Raw genomic sequence first — 15,937 nt, forward strand, 5'->3', positions numbered from 1 at the left:
AAAAAAGATTTTACCCCTTCGTGTCCAACAAACTTTCTTCAAATCCAAACAGAGGCTCTATGGTGTGTGGGCTAGCAGAGATATGCACCGCATCAAAACCTTTCAAGGTGTTTTTATATTGCTCCAAGAGGCGTGCGGTGTTCTCGTAGAGCACTACAATGTGCAGGCTCAAATGTGGCTCTTGCCACAACACATGCCCTTGCAAAGCCCCCAAATGTGGGTAAAGTGCGTAAAAATCCAGCTGTTTTTGCTTGCCCTTTTTATTTTTAATCTGGATCAACGCCTCTTGGTGCTTGTCCTTGATCACAAAACTAGCCACTTGGTGTTGCAAGGATAAAAGCAAATTACCCAAGAGCCAAAAATCTTGACGACTCTGGGCGTGGGTTAAATGGGTGACTAATTGTTCGTGATAACCCTTAAAATCCTCTTGTTTTAAAATCTGGTTTAATTGGTGCAGATCCAATTTTAAGGGCGCATTTTTGAGTTGCTCCATGATTTTGGGCTGGGGCACGAGATTAGAGAGCATGATTGCCCCCACTGAGCTTTTTTGCATCAACGCCCAATATTTTTGCCCGGTAATCAAAGGTTTGGCACTCTTGGTTTCTAAAATTTGATTACCCAGTTGCAACAAATATCTATTATCGCCCTTTTTCTCTAGTACCTTTAAAAAGAGGGGCAAGGTGGCGTTAAAGTGTTGTGGGTTGTCCTTGATAATATTGTGGAGTTGCTGTAAGTTTAAAAGCGCGCTAATGGGATTGAGCATGGCAGACTTGGCTCACAAAGTTTAAAATCTCAAAACTCAAGGTGAGTTTGTTAAGGTAGTTTGTGCGCTGGCTATGTTGCGCGCTTAAAAGCCACATTTGGTTTTGTGCCGATCCAAAGGGTTGGCAATCAAGGGTGTTCAAGCACACCGCCAAACAGCCTTTACCTCCATTTTTGGGGCTATCTAATAGTTTTCGGGCATTGGTGATCGCCAAAGTGCCCTCCTCTTCAGCCTTAAAACCAATTTTAATAAAACCCTTTAAAGAGGCTAAAATATCTACATTTTGCACGCATTCCAAATTCCAAGACGCGCCTAAGTCTTGCTTTTTAAGCTTACCCTTGTGGGGGGTAGCGGGTTTGTAATCGCTAATAGCAGCGGCCATGAACAAAAAGGGCGGGTCTTGCAGATTTGCCCTCTCTTGCAGGGCTTGCAGATAATCGGCCCCACTTTGCACGCTTAAGCATCCAATGCCTGCGGGCAACTCCAAAGCAAAGGTGCTAGCCACCAAGGACACCTGTGCGCCCTGAAGATAGAGGGCAAGGGCTAGAGTGCTCGCCTGCAAGCCACTAGAAAAATTGCAGATATAGCGCACACTATCAATCTTCTCCAAGCTCCCCCCCCCGCTCACCACCACCTCTTTACCTGCCCAAAAGCTATTTTTATATAAAGCCTGCACGCTGGCACACACCATGTCTAAAATGTCCGCCATCGCTCCCTTGCCCTGTGTGTTGCAGGCTAGTAAATCCTCTCTAGGCTCTACAACTATGCAACCCCAAGATTTGAGGCGTTCTAAATTCTCTTGGGTGGCGCGCGCCTCTAACATTTGCGTATTCATGCTGGGAGCTAGGATTTTAGGCGCGCTACTGGCTAAAAACACCGCGCTTAAGAGGCTATCAGCAAGTCCATGCGCTAGTTTGGCTAGGGTGTTGGCACTAGCAGGAGCCAGTAGCACCACCTGCGCCCACTTAGCATAACTAATATGATTGGGGCAATTTGGATTGCTCAAGTCCCAGCGTTCGCTTTTGTGTGTGAGTACGGGATAATGAGTCAGTGCCTCAAAACTTAGCGGGGTAACAAAGCGCATCGCCTGCTTGCTCATCACCACCTTGACCTTTGCGCCCATTTTGATGAAAGCACGCGCTAAATCCAAGCTCTTGTAAGCGGCAATCGAGCCACTCACCAATAATAAAATACGGCGATTTTTGAGCAAGGCATTTTGGGCGAGCAAATCCAGAGTTTTCATAGGGTGGCTAACATTTTTAACAGCTCGGGCGCGCTCAAGCGTTGGGGGTTTTCTAGACTATTGTAGCTAAAACCCTCAGGGGCACGCTTCCCTTTCTCACCCAAGAGGGTTAGGCTGTAATCGATGGGGGTTTGAAAAGAGATGGTAGGTTCTAATATATAAAAATCCTCAAATTCAAAGGCGCGATCGTCGCTGCTAATCATCACCTCATGGAGCTTTTCCCCCGGCCTAATCCCCACGATCTTAATGGGAATGTCAGGAGCTAGAGCTTGCTTAAGGTCTAAAATGTTCATGCTAGGGATTTTGGGCACAAAGATCTCTCCCCCATGCATGCGCTCCAAACTGCGTAACACAAAATGCACTCCTTGATCTAGCGTGATCCAAAAGCGTGTCATGCGCGTGTCAGTGATGGGAATTTGTGGAGCATTTTGCGCCACTAAGTTTTGAAAAAAGGGCACTACACTCCCCCTAGAGCCCACTACATTCCCATAACGCACTACGCTAAACTTGCAAGCAGACTTGCCTTTCATGTTGTTTGCGCTGATAAAGAGCTTGTCGCTACATAACTTGGTCGCCCCATAGAGATTGATTGGGTTGCTGGCCTTATCGGTGCTTAGGGCAATCACATGCCCAACTTGCTCTTTTAAACACGCCTCAATGAGCGCGCTAGCTCCTAAAATATTGGTCTTAATGCACTCTAGGGGGTTGTATTCGGCAATGGGCACATGTTTGAGTGCGGCGGCATGGATACACACATCCACCCCCTGCATCGCACTGGCTAGACGATCTTTGTCCCGCACATCTCCGATAAAAAAGCGCATTTTGGGATCGCTGAAAGTTTGTGCCATTTGGTATTGCTTGAGCTCATCGCGACTATAAATGATGATCTTTTTAGGGTTGTGTTGGTCTAAGAGGACTTGTATGCAAGCTTTGCCAAAACTGCCCGTGCCTCCCGTGATCAACACGCTTTTGTGATCTAAAAATCCCATTGGACCTCCAAAATCCCCGTTATAACACAACTAAAGGACTAGCCTAAACGCATGCTATAAAGTTTTTTACGCTCAGACGAACTGGCGATGTTCAAAAGTTTGCGGTATTTGGTGATCGTGCGGCGCACCATTTTAAGCCCAAATTTGCGTTCCACTAACTCTAACATTTTTAAATCGCTCATGGGCCTTTGGCGATCCTCATTTTTGACTAACTCCAAGATAAAATCTTTGATTGAGGCGTTGGAAACATCGCCCTCTAGAGCGGTGGTGAAAAAACTCTTAATAGGGAAGATACCCCTAGAACATTCCAAATATTTATTGGAGATTGCCCGTGAGATAGTGCTAGGCGCGTAGCCAAATTCGTTGGCAATATCCACCAAGCGCATGGGTTTGATCTCCTTACCCTTAAAAAAATCATACTGGTATTCCACCAACATTAGTCCGATTTTTTGGATGGTCTGGTGGCGCATTTGCAAGGCATCGACTAAATCCCGTGCCTCTTTGAGCTTTTCTTTTAAGTAGGCGTTGTTTTGCTTGATTTTAATCTCTTCAATGATCACTTTGGGATAATACCCTTCGTTGAGTTGCACAAAGATATTTCCATCTTCTTCGAGCACCAAGAGATCGGGAATAATGGGGGGAATTTTGTCTGCAAAATCAAGCGCAGGTGGGTTTTTAAACGAAGTGATGGTTTGCATCGCCTTAGCATAGCTGGGCAGGTGGCTAAATTCTTTATGGCATTCAAGATTTTGGATAATTTGGGCGCATAAATCGTAGGTGGGCGCGTCCAGTTCGTCATGGTGGTTGAGTTGGAATAAAAAACTTTCTTGTAGCGTGCATGCCCCAATGCCCGGAGGATCAAGATAGGCAAAGCGTTGCCGCACCTTTTCATACTCTTGGGGGCTCACCCCCAAACTCTCTGCTTGCCCAGCTAAATCGCTCTCAAAATACCCCTCGCTACTCAAGTTATCTAAAATATCATGGGCAATTTGGACTGATAGGGGCGTGGGGAAAAGCGGAGGGATGATCTGTTCATGCAAACTCTCATACAAGCTTTTTTTATACACGCTCAAGGCTTCGATCTTGTCGCTCATCGTATTTTTTAGGCGGGTATCTCTGTGGTGGCTTAAATTTTGGCTCAAACCACTCTGCACGCTCAAATAGGGGTTATCTTGGGCATAAGTCTGTAAGGTGTCTTCAATCTCTAAGGGGTCGCTTTGCAAAATGGGCAACCAGCTTTTTAGCGTGGCGCAAAGCTTGTTTTTAGTGGCTAATTGTGGACGTAAAATTGCCATGTTAGACCTTAAAATGCTCGCCTAAGTAATATTTACGCACTAGGGCATTTTCGTAAATCTGCTCGCTGGTGCCACTAGCTAGCAAAGTCCCGCTTTTGATCACATAGGCTCTATGGCACACGCTTAAAGTTTCACGCACATTGTGATCAGTGATGAGCACCCCGATATTCATTTCAACCAAGCGTTCAATGATCTTTTGGATATCTAAAACCGCAATCGGATCGACCCCAGCAAAGGGCTCATCAAGCAAAATAAATTTAGGATTTTTGATGAGCGCGCGCGCAATCTCCACACGTCGGCGCTCCCCCCCGCTTAAAGACATGCCCTTGCGATCCTTGATGGTTTGGATATTAAAGGCATCTAACATTTCTTCGATTCTATTTATGGCTTCCTTGTTGCTCTTAAAAGTTGTCTGGGCAGCCAACATCAAATTGTCCAGTACACTCAAATCCTTAAAAATGCTCGATTCTTGGGGCAAATAGCCAATTCCCATGTTGGATCGCTTGTGCAAGGGGTAGCTAGAGAGTTCAATATCATTAAGATACACACTCCCCCCGCTGGGCTGTAATAACCCACAGATCATATAAAAGGTCGTGGTTTTACCCGCCCCATTGGGCCCTAGCAAGCCCACCACTTGCGCACTATGCACTTCTAAGGAGACATCATGCACGATCTTAGTTTTTTTGATCTGCTTGCTTAAATTATTGGCAATGAGCTTATCCATCTACAATCTCATATAAGCGGTCTTGATCTAGGCGGGTTAAACCCACCACGCACACTTTAAAGCCCGCTTGAATCAACATCTCCTTAAGACCACCGCCCCACTCAACAAAATGCACGCCCTCTAGCTCTAAATGCTCCAAAACGCCTAGAGCCACTAACTCGGGTAGGGATTTTAAATAAAAATCGTAGTGATAAATATTAAACTTAGGGGCTTGGTAGGTGTGCAGTAGGCTAAAGGTAGGCGAAGTGGCATGCGGGGCATTCAGAGCGGCACAAAAGCGTTGCACTAGGGTTGTCTTGCCACTAGCTAGATCGCCTTGTAACAAAAACACAAGGGGCAAGGGGTGGCTGGCGATTTTTGCATGGAGGCTCTCTAGCACGGGGCCTAGATTCTCTAAACTGGCTTGCAGACGCACTAACAACCCTCCAATTCTTCTATACCCGTAATATTCAAATGCTGAGTCATCGCTTTCATCAAGGGCTGGTGATTTGCCATAAACTCCTGACAATTATTGTGCTTTTGGAGCACATCGGCTTTCATGGGCTTGATGCTCACATCTTTGCCATAGAGGGCTTGCACTTGTGGCACAATGAGGCTTTTATAGTATTTGCCTAAAATTGCCTTATCCTGCTGGTTGGCACGCGATTCCCACATCAAAACCTGATCTTTGAAGGAGACAAAACGGATACAATGCTCAAAAGTCTCGCCCAACTTAGGGTTTGAGAGGCGTAAGTTGGCAATGAGTTTTGCAAAGAGCGCGCTAGCATCTGGGCTGGGCGTGGGCTTAGTGGTTGGGGCTATTGGCTTAGAAGTTTGGGGTTGGGGCGTGTTGGGGGTGCTTGCTGGAGTTTGAGTCATTGGGACTTGGAGGGTGTTAGCATGCTCTTGGATGTAAGCTTGCATTTTAAGTGCACTTAAAGTGAGCACAAAACTCCCATCAGTCCCAAGTGCCACAAGCTGTTTGGCTTGGGCAAGCGTACTTAAAAACTTTTCTAATAAAGTGGTTGGGAAGCGTTGATCTAACAAACACGCTTTTAAAAAAAGCCCCATCTCCTCTAAGACCATGCTAATTTCATGTTCTTCTAACAAGCCCAACAAGGTTTGCAATCTTGCGCCTTGCTTGTCAGAGAGGGCGTTAAAAAAATCCTCTAAAATCTGCGCATCCACCATGCCCAACATTTGGGCAATACTAGCCGTTTTTAAATGCCCTGCGCTGTAATTGATGGCCTGATCTAACAGGGTGAGCGTGTCGCGTAAGCTCCCCCCCCCACTCCTAGCGATCATCTCTAGCGCGCCCTCCTCATAGGGGATATTTTCTTGTTTAGTAATGGATTGCAGGTGTTGGGTGATGAGTTTGGGGGGGATTTTTTTAAATCTAAAGTGCTGGGTGCGGCTTAAAATGGTCGCTGGGAGCTTGAGCACATCGGTGGTGGCCAAGATGAATTTTACATGCGCAGGGGGTTCTTCAAGAGTCTTTAACAACGCATTAAAGGCTTCTTTAGTTAGCATATGGACTTCATCTAAGATAAAAATCTTAAAACGCCCCAAAACGGGCTGGTATTTGGTCTGCTCAATGATATTGCGCACATCTTCAATCCGCCGATTAGACGCGCCATCAATTTCAATGATGTCCATGTGGTGATCGCCTAGAGCCTCTAGGCAATTAGGGCAGATATCACAGGGCGTGCTGGCAGGTCCCCTCTCACATTGCAAAGCGCGCGCAAAGATTCGTGCCGAGCTGGTCTTGCCACTCCCACGCAACCCGCTAAACAAATAGGCGTGTGCCAAACGGGCACGATCCAGTGCGAGGGCCAAAGTGGTGGAGACAGATTCTTGCCCGACGAGTTCTTTAAAATGTTTGGGGCGGTATTTAAGTGCTAGAATCAAGAATCGTCCTTTCCGTCATGTTTGTATTATAGCTTAATTTCAGAGTACTCTAACTTATGGTAGAATAGCGGGCTTTTTGATTAAATCATAGGAGAATTTCATGTTACAGATATTGCGTTTGTGGCTTGTTGTTTTGATTAGTGCAGGGTGGATACAGCTTGCCTCTGGTGCTAGTTGGCCACCCATTAAGGGCAAGGCTCTAGCTCTCTCAAGTAATCCCCTAGCCGATCAAATCGGGCAAAAGGTCTTGGATGAGGGGGGGAATGCCATTGATGCAGCAGTGGCAATTGGTTATGCCCTAGCGGTGGTGCATCCAGCCGCAGGCAATATTGGCGGGGGGGGCTTTGCGGTGATCCATTTGGCTAATGGGGATAATCTCACCCTTGATTTTAGGGAGAAAGCCCCCTTAAGAGCCACCAAAAACATGTATTTGGATCGCGATGGCAAAGTGATCCCCAATTTGAGCACCGATGGTTATTTGGCTGCTGGGGTTCCAGGCACCGTAGCGGGCCTTAGCGAGATGTTAGACAAATACGGGACTAAAAAATTAGCAACCTTGATTCAACCTGCCATTGATTTGGCTGAAAAAGGCTTTAAGCTCAGTGCTAGGCAAGGGGAAACCATGTTGGCAGCCAAGGAGCGTTTTGCCAAATACGCCAGTAGCCGTAAGTATTTTTTGAAAAAAGGTATGGTGTCTTACCGGGAAGGGGATTTATTCGTGCAGAGCGACTTGGCCAAGACTCTCACCCTCATTAAAGAGCAAGGTCCCAGTGCTTTTTACAAAGGCAAAATCGCCGAATTGATCGCAGAGGATATGCGCCGCAATGGGGGGATTATCACTAAGGAGGATTTGGCACAATATAATGTTGTGTGGCGCAAACCCGTTGTGGGCACTTATCGGGGCTATAAAATTGTCTCCATGGGGCCACCAAGCTCAGGAGGCACCCATATCATTGAGATTTTAAATACGATGGAGAATGCAGACATTGGTAGCTTGGGCTTTGGTTCTAGCCAAACGATGCACATCATGGCAGAGGCTATGCGCCAAGCTTATGCCGATCGCTCTCTTTACATGGGCGATCCCGACTTTATCACCATTCCTGTTGAAAAACTCACCAGCAAACCTTATGCTAAAAAGGTCTATGAAAATATCCAGCCTAACTTAGCAACCGATAGCACCAAAATCAACCCCGGGTTAGGGCAATTACACGAAGGCAAAAATACAACGCATTATTCTGTCGCGGACAAATGGGGGAATGCGGTGAGCATCACTTATACCATCAATGCTTCTTATGGGAGTGCTGCAGCTATTGAGGGTGCGGGCTTTTTGCTCAATAATGAAATGGATGATTTTTCAATCAAGGCGGGTTCGCCCAATATATACGGGCTTGTGGGGGGCGATGCTAATTCCATTGAGCCTAAAAAACGCCCCTTAAGCTCCATGTCGCCAACTATTGTACTTAAAAATAACAAGGTTTTCATGGTTGTGGGTAGCCCGGGCGGGGCGCGCATCATCACCACGGTTTTACAAGTGATTAGCAATGTGATCGATCATGGCATGAACATTGCAGAAGCCATCACCGCACCGCGTTTCCACATGCAGTGGTTGCCCGATGAAATCCGCACCGAAAAATTTGGTGTGGTTAAAGATGTGGAGGAAAATCTTAAAAGAATGGGCTATAAGCTTGTGGTCAAGCCTAGAATGGGGGATGTGAATGCCATTGTGATCGATGCCAAATCGCATATGATGTATGGGGCGCATGACCCACGCGAAGAGTATTGATGCAATTAGGTTCTAAAATCCAGCATCTGGAGGGCATGGCTTGCAGTTTAGAAATTTTTGAAAGCCCCGCATTGGGGCTTGTGGCTAAGGTTTTAGGCACACAGGAAGAGGTGTTTTTGCAAAAATACCCCTTTTTGCAGAGCGAATTTTTAGCCCATGTGGGGGGGGGTGTCCTGCCCGAGATTCAACATGCCCTCGTGGTGGGGGGTTTTGATTTGGAAGTGGGGTATGCCCTCTTGAATCAAGCTAAAAGCGTGGCTTTTGTACAAGAAGATCAGGTGATTTTGCAGGCCCTCAAGCCCTTTTTGCCCCATTTTGAGGAAGTGAGCACCCATGCTAATTTCAAACAGCATGCCAAGATGATCGATTTGGAGATTCAAAAATACGATCTCATCATCGACCTGCACACACCTAACGCCCACCAAATCGATGGCTTGCAACGCATGTTAAGCCCTCAAGGTGTCTTGTTGTTGCACGCCCCCCACCCCCTATTAGACCCTCTAGGCTTTAAAAGCACCCTAGAGCACCTGCATTGCTATTTTTCTGTGCTCATGCCTTGCACAAACCCCTATGATGTGCGCCCCTTGTGCTATCTCTTTGCCTCCAAACACTACCACCCTGAAGCAGACATGTGCTTGCAAAAGATTACCATGTTAGAGGGGCTTAAACATTATAACGATCAAGTGCATACCAGTGCCTTTTGCCAGCCCAACTGGCTCAAGAGTGCGTATTTAGGGTTGTTGAAAAATTGAGCTTGACTTGCGCTTTTGTGCTCACTGGAGGGATTGGCACGGGCAAGAGCACGGTGGCTAATCTTTTGCGCCTGCATGGCTATTGCGTGCTTGATGCTGATAAAATCGCACACCAACTCCTAGACAAACACGCCTTAGAGATTCAAGCCCTATTTGCAGAGGATATTTTAAATGCGGGTAGGGTTAATCGCCCAAAACTAGGAGAGATTGTTTTTGCAGATGCAACCAAACGCCACCAACTAGAGGGCTTTATCCACCCAAAAGTCCGTCAAGAACTTTTAGAGCAAGCTCAAAGTTTGGAAGGCCACCACCAACCCTATTTTTTAGACATCCCGCTTTACTACGAAGTGGAGGGGGTTAAAAGTTATGGGATCACCCAAGTGGTGCTGGTCTATGCGCCTAGAGAAGTGCAAATCAAAAGGGTCGCCCAAAGAGATGGCTTGGGTGCTAATCAAATCGCCCAAAGACTCAACGCCCAAATGGATATTGAGATCAAAAAATCTTTAAGCCCCCTTGTGTTAGATAATTCTAAGGATTTAAAACACCTGCAACAAGAGATCGATCGGCTGGTTTTAGACCTGCCTAAGATGTGCCAACCATGAGGACAAAAACGATTATCTGTAGCCTAGCTTTGTTGCTGTGTGCCTGTGCGCCCAAGCATTCTAGCTTGGCTAGTCAGGTTACCTTTGATATTGGTTATCAAGGTGGGGCAGTCAAAACTTATTGGCGCAAACTGGGCGATAAGCCCTCACAAGAATTTGTTTTGGGGGGCAATAATGGGTTTTTCTTGTTATGGCGGGATACCTACAAACAAGCCAAAATCGCTACACGGATCCTAGAGCCCGGGATTTATTACTTGGCTAGCTTTGAGGTGCAGGTGGGCAATCGCTTGCTCAAAAGCCAAACCACCTTGCCTAGATGGCGCACGGGCTGGGATTTTGCCAAAAATGAGCCTCTATTTTTAGCCTTTGAGCTTAAGCCCAACACTCCCTTAAAACTCCCCCCTGTTGAACTTTCTATCCAGCACATTTTAAGGGATAAAAAACACGGGATGGAGGAAAGTTATAAAGTCAATTTCATTTTAGATGATCCTTTAGGAGTTTGGAAGCGTGGAGTCTATACCCACTCATTTTAAAAGAGAAGTTTGCTATAATCCCCCATTTAGGAGACTTACATGGAAAATTTGCTGATCTTTTTGAGTAATGTCAATGTGATCTTTTATATCTTGGGTTATTTGATCGGGGGTATTCCTTTTGGATTTGTGATGATGAAGGTGCTTTACAAAGTGGATATTACCAAAGAGGGGAGTGGGGGGATTGGGGCAACCAATGTCTGCCGTGTGGCTAAAAGCCTTGATCCCCAACGGGCTAAGAGGCTGGGGAGTATCTGTCTCTTGCTCGATCTTTTTAAGGGGATTGTGCCCGTGCTGGCTTCTAAAATGGCGGATTTGAATTTTGAAGCCCAGTGGATGGTGGCGATTTTAACCATCATTGGGCATTGCTATTCGCCCTATCTCAACTTCAAGGGTGGTAAGGGGGTGAGCACCACAATGGGGGCAGTCCTCTTGCTCATCCCTATAGAGAGTTTGATTGGACTCACACTTTGGGCGATCATTGGCAAGGGGCTTAAAATCTCCTCTTTAGCCTCGATTGCGGGCGTGGGCTTGGCCACTCTCTTGGTGTTCTTCTTGCCCTCTTGGGGCATTCCAGCCTCTGTTAATATCTTGCATGAGGTTGGCACACCTACACCGATGGTGCTTGTCTTTGTTTTCACTCTCTATAAACATTGGTCTAACCTCCTCAACTTGCTGAGTGGGCGCGAGAAAAAGATTTTGTAGGCTAGTCATGACTTTGCTGATTGAAAATTACCAACTAGATGTGCTCATCGGCACGATGGTGAGCGAACAGACCACCCCTCAGCCCATCTTGATTAATCTCCAAGTGGAATACAACTACCCCCATGATCACAAGGGTAAGGACTATTTGGACTACATGGACTTGCTGGAGGTGGTGCAAAATAAGTTTGCCACCACGCAATATCAGCTCTTAGAACAAGCCCTAGAGGAAATCACCGCATGGCTTAAAATCTGCTTCCCAGCAATCACGCATATTGATATGGAGATTAGAAAACCCCAAGCTTGCCAAAAAGCCCTAGTGGGGGCTAGATTAGCCAAAACTTTTGAGGCGTAGCGGTGTGGCAAAACGGTTGGTGGCTCTACTCTGTTTGATCCTTTTAAACGCATGCCAACAACCCCCCAGCCCCAAAAAGCCCGCCCAATTTGAGTTTAACAACACTGAAATTTTCAAACGCCAAGAGTTGCAACAACGCCAAAGCAACCAGCCTAGCGATTTGTTCAAAACTGATGCGAGCATCAATGTTTCTACCAACCAAGCCCACATACGCACGCTTTCTAGCGACTTGGCTAGAATTAGCATCGACGGGGCGTATCAGTAATGCAATATTCTTGTTGTTAGCGCGCTGTGATAGTCTTTGTGAAAAGATTTTAACGATAACCTCTCTCAAATATCAAAGGCCTCTTTTGACACCCGATCAAAAGAACTAAATACATTGCCTAGATCGATAGGATAACTCTCTTTACCAATGTGAATCGTTTTATTTTGGCTATCTGCGCAAACGCGTTTGCCATGGATTTTAAAGTGGGTGCTTTTGGGGTAGTTTTTCTCTTTATTGTCATTAATGTATGGACTGAGCCCAGTGATATTTTTTTCTTGGCAATAGAGATAAAAGCCAAAGCCTAGTAAATCAAGAGCCGTGCTGTAAAAAAGCTTTGTCCCATTGCAAAGAAATACCCTTATCATCACGCTATCATGCCATTCAAAAGCGATTCTACGGCTTCTTGGAGCAATGTCTTTTTTGGCATTCACAAATTCAAATAACCCTTTTTGTTTGATCAAAAGCTGATCCCACCACCCCCTCTGTAAAAATGCGTTGCTCTTGGTATAGTCTCCCCAAAAATTACGCATTTTCTTTTCTAAGTCCCCCGCTCCGCTCAATTTATCCAAGAATGTTTTAAAGTAGGGGAGTCCCGTATTGAAACTTCCCTCTAAAAGATCATGGATTGCCTCGCGATCTAAAAAGTGCTGGGTGGGGTTGTTGCCATAAAAGAAATTAGTGTAATAAAAGCTATAATTCCCCACACATAAAAATGCCCTTTGGAATAGGCGGAAGTGTTGGTCTAAAAAATCCTCATTATAAATTTGCATGGTGAGCGTGGCGTATTGTTGGAACTTCTCTAGGTTGGGAGAGTTGTAGTTAAAGTTTTTGCTAAATGGGGTTTTTTCATCAAAATGCGCATCGCTAAAGTTAAGCAAAAAATCCACCCAACCGCGCAAAAATTCATGATCGCTGGTTGCATTGAGGATTGCCTCCCACCCTTGCTTAGTTTGGCGATCTTGTAAGATCAGGCGGGCTTTGCGCACTTCAAGGGCGTAAATGTCAGAGTGGAAGCTATGGGTAGGGTGTTGGTCTAAAAAGCGGTAAATATCCTGCGCCCCGGGGGCGATAAAATTGAACAATTGCCCAAAACTCTTAAGGTTTGTAGGGTCGCCCAAGCGGTGGTTTTCAATGAAATGCTTGCACACCCGCCAATAATCTTGGAAGGCTTTTTGACTAGGCTTTGGGCAGTGCTTGGCTAAAGCCAACAAAGCAAAGAAGTAAGCGATCTTTTTATATTCTAAAATCCCATACTCCACCCTGCCTTCTTCTGTCCTTAAATGGAAAAACGCGGCGTTGATATTGAAAAAACCCTGGGCATTATGGGTTACTAGCAAATCCATCGCGTGATCTAAGGTTTGGATATGTTGCAACTCTTGCAAGGGCGCGTAAAACGCATTGATGGGCTTATTGGGGTTGATAGCTTCGCTGATGTCTTCTCTAGTGCTGCTCTCCAAACTGAAAAAGACATTGGCGTAATGCAAAAAACACAAGCCCCGATTGTCTAAATTATTAGGCTTCCCCTCAAAAAAATAATCGCTCCATTTATTATCTATACTTTCTAGTAGGCTAGCTGGTATATTTTGCTTGGCTTCCATAAAGGCTTTTAGGTTTTCGTAGGCACTAAGTTGTCTGCCTCTGGCGTTCATCTTAATGTACAGTTCTTCGCCCAATTTAAAGTCTTCCATGTCAAAGACAGTAAAGGTGATGCACTCCAAGTGTTCTAGGGTGATGTTGGGGCACTCTTTATATTGTACATGGATTAAATCTAGCATGCGCAACATGGCCTTAACGGTGGGGTCGTTGTCTGAATCGTCTTTCCCTACAATAATTCCTCCCATATTTTTAATGGTTTGGCTGGGAGTTTGGTCATCAAGCTTGAAATCTTTCTTGATGAGGTTTTGGCAAAAATCCTTAGAGCCAAGACGGGTAGCGTAAGTGAATTTGGCAAGCAAGGCGCGCACCCCATTTAGTTGATTGGCTCTCTTGTAGCAATAAAAATACAAGAGCCAAAGCGTGGTTAGGCGTTGTTGCCCATCAATGGGGATAAAACAAGTCTGTTCTTTATAGCCATAAATAAAATCTAGGTGCAAGTCTTGCCCTGTTTGCAAGGTGTTAAAGAGAACTTCTAAAAAGGCGTTGGCGGTGCTCTCTTGACTCTTGCGCCCTTGTGCGTAGTCTCTTTGCAACATGGGAACTTTGACTGCCTTGTAAGTTTGTAAAAATGTTGTAAGAGAAAAGACTTGCATTAGACCTCCAAATACTTGTGAAGATATTTTTTAATTTCTTCCAAGTAGTCTTTTTGATCGGCTCTAGTGAAGACATTGGGGTTGTCTTTTTCCTTAGAAAACTCTTTGTTAAAGACCCTTTGGGTAGTGATGGGGATTAATCTATCTTGTTTCTGCAGTTCTTGGATTTCTGCGCGCTTGTGGCTGAAAATTAAATTGCCTATTTGGCTATTGGCGCGTCTGTCTAGCAGAGTGAGGTTAGAAATGCGGTGTAAATTCTCATCATCTTCAAAATTTTGATCAATGCGCTTAAACAAGACCTCTAAATCTAAATTTTTTAAAGAAGTGTTTTTAAGTTGCTCTAAAGTCCCTTGGATTTCTTTTTTGAGCTCTGAATCATCCTCTATATGTTCTTTCACCTCTTTAAGCCATGCAACCACCTCATCTTTTTGCTCTTGAGCAATGTTCTTAGCAATGCTTTGGGAGTTTTGTGCGTAAATGTGTTCTAAACTCCATCTCTCCAAAACAAAGCGGTTAAATCTAAAACACTCCGCCATTTGCTGATCAATGAGGTATGCTAAATTAAAGAGTACAAGCAGAGTTTGCAATTTCCTCTTATCGCTAGAATATTGCAGATCTTCTATCTCCCTCATCTCGCCTTTCTTTTTTTGCAAACATGCACGGGCTCTCTTTTTCGCTTCTGCAAATAAAAATGCAGCAAACCTATCGTTATAGCTATCTTCTAGCCATGTTTTATAGATTGCGTAAATATCTGCTCCCTCCAATGTCAAAAACCCTAGATGATGGAAAATCTCCCGGTCTGGTTTGTTTTTAGACGCAAAGCCAGAAAGGGTGGCTATAGCATCTTTGAGCCGATCCCACTCCTCTTCTATGCCCTCTTGACCTTTTTCTTGGTAAATATGGTAAAAATGTTCCAACAAATAGCGATCCTTGCCCGTTGGTTTAACAATGGCTTTTAAATAAATTTCTATTCTCTGGATGTCATCGCGCAAAAACCCATCTTTTAAGATGTCTTTTTCATGGACAGGGCTCAAAACACAGTAGATGAAATCCTGCTCGGCGCGGGTTGTCTTTTCGCAATGATACCAAGCTTGTGATCTCTCTATAAGCGTATTTACATCCTCACCTAAATCCTTACTTAAAAATAAGGCTTTGATGATTTCTGTTTCCATTAAAGGGATTTTACCACTATTGAGTCGTCTAAAAACCTCATTTTCATCATCCTGTGTTTCATACCAAAGCACCACACACTTATCGAGCAAAGTTTTTAGGAAGGCTTGCTTATCTTGTTCCTTTTCCTTAAAGAACTTTTGGATGGTTTGGTAAGCCTTGACAAAATGGTAAAAATCAATATTATCTTTTTGATCGGGATTTTCATGAGCAATATTTTCTAAAAACTCCGCGCTCTGCGGGCGGGTTTGGTAGGCGATTTTAAAGTGGCTTCTGCCTTCTAAAAACTGAATGATCAAAAAGATCGTGGTTAGGCGTTGTTGCCCATCGATCACGCGAAACCTATCTCCCTCTTTTTGCACCACTACAGGTTGCAAGCAATAAAACTTTGCACCCTTGGGGTTATCCTTAAAATCCTTAATGTCTTGCAATAAATCCCCCACCTCCTGATCTGCCCAGCGATACCCTCTTTGGTAGCTAGGGACGAAAAAATAAAAACCCCTAAAAGTCTCTAGCGCACGCAAACCATGTATTTCGCTCATAAAAACCCTCACCTCAAAAATAGCAGAAATGACCATGGCACTATACTTACGGAATCTCAATCGCGAGGAAACTTTAAAGGATAACT

16 protein-coding genes are annotated in these 15,937 nt (G+C 45.0%); 7 read left to right on the forward strand and 9 right to left on the reverse strand.

The window, feature by feature from the left end:
* Positions 1 to 10 precede the first annotated feature (10 nt).
* From FNE76_RS01150 to FNE76_RS01180, 7 genes are read right to left on the reverse strand one after another with little or no spacing between them, the layout of a single operon-like run.
* Positions 11 to 763, reverse strand: coding sequence for a hypothetical protein (locus tag FNE76_RS01150; protein WP_120948294.1), 753 nt, complete (start codon positions 761 to 763; stop codon positions 11 to 13).
* Positions 747 to 2,006, reverse strand: coding sequence for a bifunctional phosphopantothenoylcysteine decarboxylase/phosphopantothenate--cysteine ligase CoaBC (gene coaBC, locus FNE76_RS01155; RefSeq protein WP_143928342.1), 1,260 nt, complete (start codon positions 2,004 to 2,006; stop codon positions 747 to 749). The genes FNE76_RS01150 and coaBC overlap by 17 nt, the downstream gene beginning before the upstream one ends.
* Positions 2,003 to 2,995: a UDP-N-acetylglucosamine 4,6-dehydratase (inverting) gene (gene pseB / locus FNE76_RS01160; RefSeq protein WP_120948296.1), complete on the reverse strand. Its 993-nt coding sequence runs from the start codon at positions 2,993 to 2,995 to the stop codon at positions 2,003 to 2,005. Before pseB ends, coaBC begins: the two co-directional genes overlap by 4 nt.
* Before the next feature lie 38 nt (positions 2,996 to 3,033).
* Positions 3,034 to 4,290 carry an RNA polymerase factor sigma-54 gene (locus FNE76_RS01165; RefSeq protein WP_120948297.1) on the reverse strand — a complete coding sequence of 419 codons (1,257 nt, stop codon included), beginning with the start codon at positions 4,288 to 4,290 and terminating at the stop codon, positions 3,034 to 3,036.
* 1 nt (position 4,291) lies between these two features.
* Positions 4,292 to 5,014: an LPS export ABC transporter ATP-binding protein gene (lptB, locus tag FNE76_RS01170; RefSeq protein ID WP_120948298.1), complete on the reverse strand. Its 723-nt coding sequence runs from the start codon at positions 5,012 to 5,014 to the stop codon at positions 4,292 to 4,294.
* Positions 5,007 to 5,429, reverse strand: a complete 423-nt coding sequence (gene tsaE, locus FNE76_RS01175; protein WP_120948299.1) for a tRNA (adenosine(37)-N6)-threonylcarbamoyltransferase complex ATPase subunit type 1 TsaE — start codon at positions 5,427 to 5,429, stop codon at positions 5,007 to 5,009. Before tsaE ends, lptB begins: the two co-directional genes overlap by 8 nt.
* A complete protein-coding gene (locus tag FNE76_RS01180) occupies positions 5,429 to 6,901 on the reverse strand; it encodes a DNA polymerase III subunit gamma/tau (RefSeq protein ID WP_120955851.1) in 1,473 nt (490 codons plus the stop codon). The genes tsaE and FNE76_RS01180 overlap by 1 nt, the downstream gene beginning before the upstream one ends.
* Positions 6,902 to 7,001: 100 nt before the next feature.
* Here FNE76_RS01180 and ggt point away from each other — a divergent pair, with 100 nt between their 5' ends.
* From ggt to FNE76_RS01215, 7 genes are read left to right on the forward strand one after another with little or no spacing between them, the layout of a single operon-like run.
* Positions 7,002 to 8,684: a gamma-glutamyltransferase gene (gene ggt, locus FNE76_RS01185; protein WP_120948300.1), complete on the forward strand. Its 1,683-nt coding sequence runs from the start codon at positions 7,002 to 7,004 to the stop codon at positions 8,682 to 8,684.
* Positions 8,684 to 9,436 carry a spermine/spermidine synthase domain-containing protein gene (locus tag FNE76_RS01190; protein WP_120948301.1) on the forward strand — a complete coding sequence of 251 codons (753 nt, stop codon included), beginning with the start codon at positions 8,684 to 8,686 and terminating at the stop codon, positions 9,434 to 9,436. The genes ggt and FNE76_RS01190 overlap by 1 nt, the downstream gene beginning before the upstream one ends.
* Entirely contained in the window at positions 9,433 to 10,038 is a 606-nt protein-coding gene (gene coaE / locus FNE76_RS01195) for a dephospho-CoA kinase (RefSeq protein ID WP_120948302.1), read from the forward strand. Before FNE76_RS01190 ends, coaE begins: the two co-directional genes overlap by 4 nt.
* A complete protein-coding gene (locus FNE76_RS01200; protein ID WP_120948303.1) occupies positions 10,035 to 10,571 on the forward strand; it encodes a hypothetical protein in 537 nt (178 codons plus the stop codon). The genes coaE and FNE76_RS01200 overlap by 4 nt, the downstream gene beginning before the upstream one ends.
* Before the next feature lie 39 nt (positions 10,572 to 10,610).
* Positions 10,611 to 11,273 carry a glycerol-3-phosphate 1-O-acyltransferase PlsY gene (gene plsY / locus FNE76_RS01205; RefSeq protein WP_120948304.1) on the forward strand — a complete coding sequence of 221 codons (663 nt, stop codon included), beginning with the start codon at positions 10,611 to 10,613 and terminating at the stop codon, positions 11,271 to 11,273.
* A 7-nt stretch (positions 11,274 to 11,280) separates the two neighbouring features.
* Positions 11,281 to 11,625, forward strand: a complete 345-nt coding sequence (locus tag FNE76_RS01210) for a dihydroneopterin aldolase (RefSeq protein ID WP_120948305.1) — start codon at positions 11,281 to 11,283, stop codon at positions 11,623 to 11,625.
* Positions 11,626 to 11,629: 4 nt separating this feature from the next.
* Positions 11,630 to 11,890 carry a hypothetical protein gene (locus FNE76_RS01215; protein WP_120948306.1) on the forward strand — a complete coding sequence of 87 codons (261 nt, stop codon included), beginning with the start codon at positions 11,630 to 11,632 and terminating at the stop codon, positions 11,888 to 11,890.
* 65 nt (positions 11,891 to 11,955) lie between these two features.
* Here the strand turns inward: FNE76_RS01215 and FNE76_RS01220 are convergent, their stop codons facing one another.
* A complete protein-coding gene (locus FNE76_RS01220) occupies positions 11,956 to 14,139 on the reverse strand; it encodes a DUF262 domain-containing protein (RefSeq protein ID WP_120948307.1) in 2,184 nt (727 codons plus the stop codon).
* Complete coding sequence (locus FNE76_RS01225) at positions 14,139 to 15,851, reverse strand: DUF262 domain-containing protein (RefSeq protein ID WP_120948345.1); 1,713 nt, start codon at positions 15,849 to 15,851, stop codon at positions 14,139 to 14,141. The genes FNE76_RS01220 and FNE76_RS01225 overlap by 1 nt, the downstream gene beginning before the upstream one ends.
* Between the last annotated feature and the right edge of the window lie 86 nt (positions 15,852 to 15,937).

It is taken from the genome of Helicobacter mehlei (assembly GCF_007280785.1).
GTDB classification, from domain to species: domain Bacteria; phylum Campylobacterota; class Campylobacteria; order Campylobacterales; family Helicobacteraceae; genus Helicobacter; species Helicobacter mehlei.

Excerpts from the sequence above, each read along its gene's own strand:
- FNE76_RS01220 (WP_120948307.1), bottom strand. The coding sequence starts at position 14,139 with ATGCAAGTCTTTTCTCTTACAACATTTTTACAAACTTACAAGGCAGTC.
- FNE76_RS01150 (WP_120948294.1), bottom strand. The coding sequence starts at position 763 with ATGCTCAATCCCATTAGCGCGCTTTTAAACTTACAGCAACTCCACAAT.
- pseB (WP_120948296.1), bottom strand. The coding sequence starts at position 2,995 with ATGGGATTTTTAGATCACAAAAGCGTGTTGATCACGGGAGGCACGGGC.
- plsY (WP_120948304.1), top strand. The coding sequence starts at position 10,611 with ATGGAAAATTTGCTGATCTTTTTGAGTAATGTCAATGTGATCTTTTAT.
- coaBC (WP_143928342.1), bottom strand. The coding sequence starts at position 2,006 with ATGAAAACTCTGGATTTGCTCGCCCAAAATGCCTTGCTCAAAAATCGC.
- ggt (WP_120948300.1), top strand. The coding sequence starts at position 7,002 with ATGTTACAGATATTGCGTTTGTGGCTTGTTGTTTTGATTAGTGCAGGG.
- lptB (WP_120948298.1), bottom strand. The coding sequence starts at position 5,014 with ATGGATAAGCTCATTGCCAATAATTTAAGCAAGCAGATCAAAAAAACT.
- FNE76_RS01165 (WP_120948297.1), bottom strand. The coding sequence starts at position 4,290 with ATGGCAATTTTACGTCCACAATTAGCCACTAAAAACAAGCTTTGCGCC.
- FNE76_RS01225 (WP_120948345.1), bottom strand. The coding sequence starts at position 15,851 with ATGAGCGAAATACATGGTTTGCGTGCGCTAGAGACTTTTAGGGGTTTT.
- FNE76_RS01210 (WP_120948305.1), top strand. The coding sequence starts at position 11,281 with ATGACTTTGCTGATTGAAAATTACCAACTAGATGTGCTCATCGGCACG.
- FNE76_RS01190 (WP_120948301.1), top strand. The coding sequence starts at position 8,684 with ATGCAATTAGGTTCTAAAATCCAGCATCTGGAGGGCATGGCTTGCAGT.
- FNE76_RS01200 (WP_120948303.1), top strand. The coding sequence starts at position 10,035 with ATGAGGACAAAAACGATTATCTGTAGCCTAGCTTTGTTGCTGTGTGCC.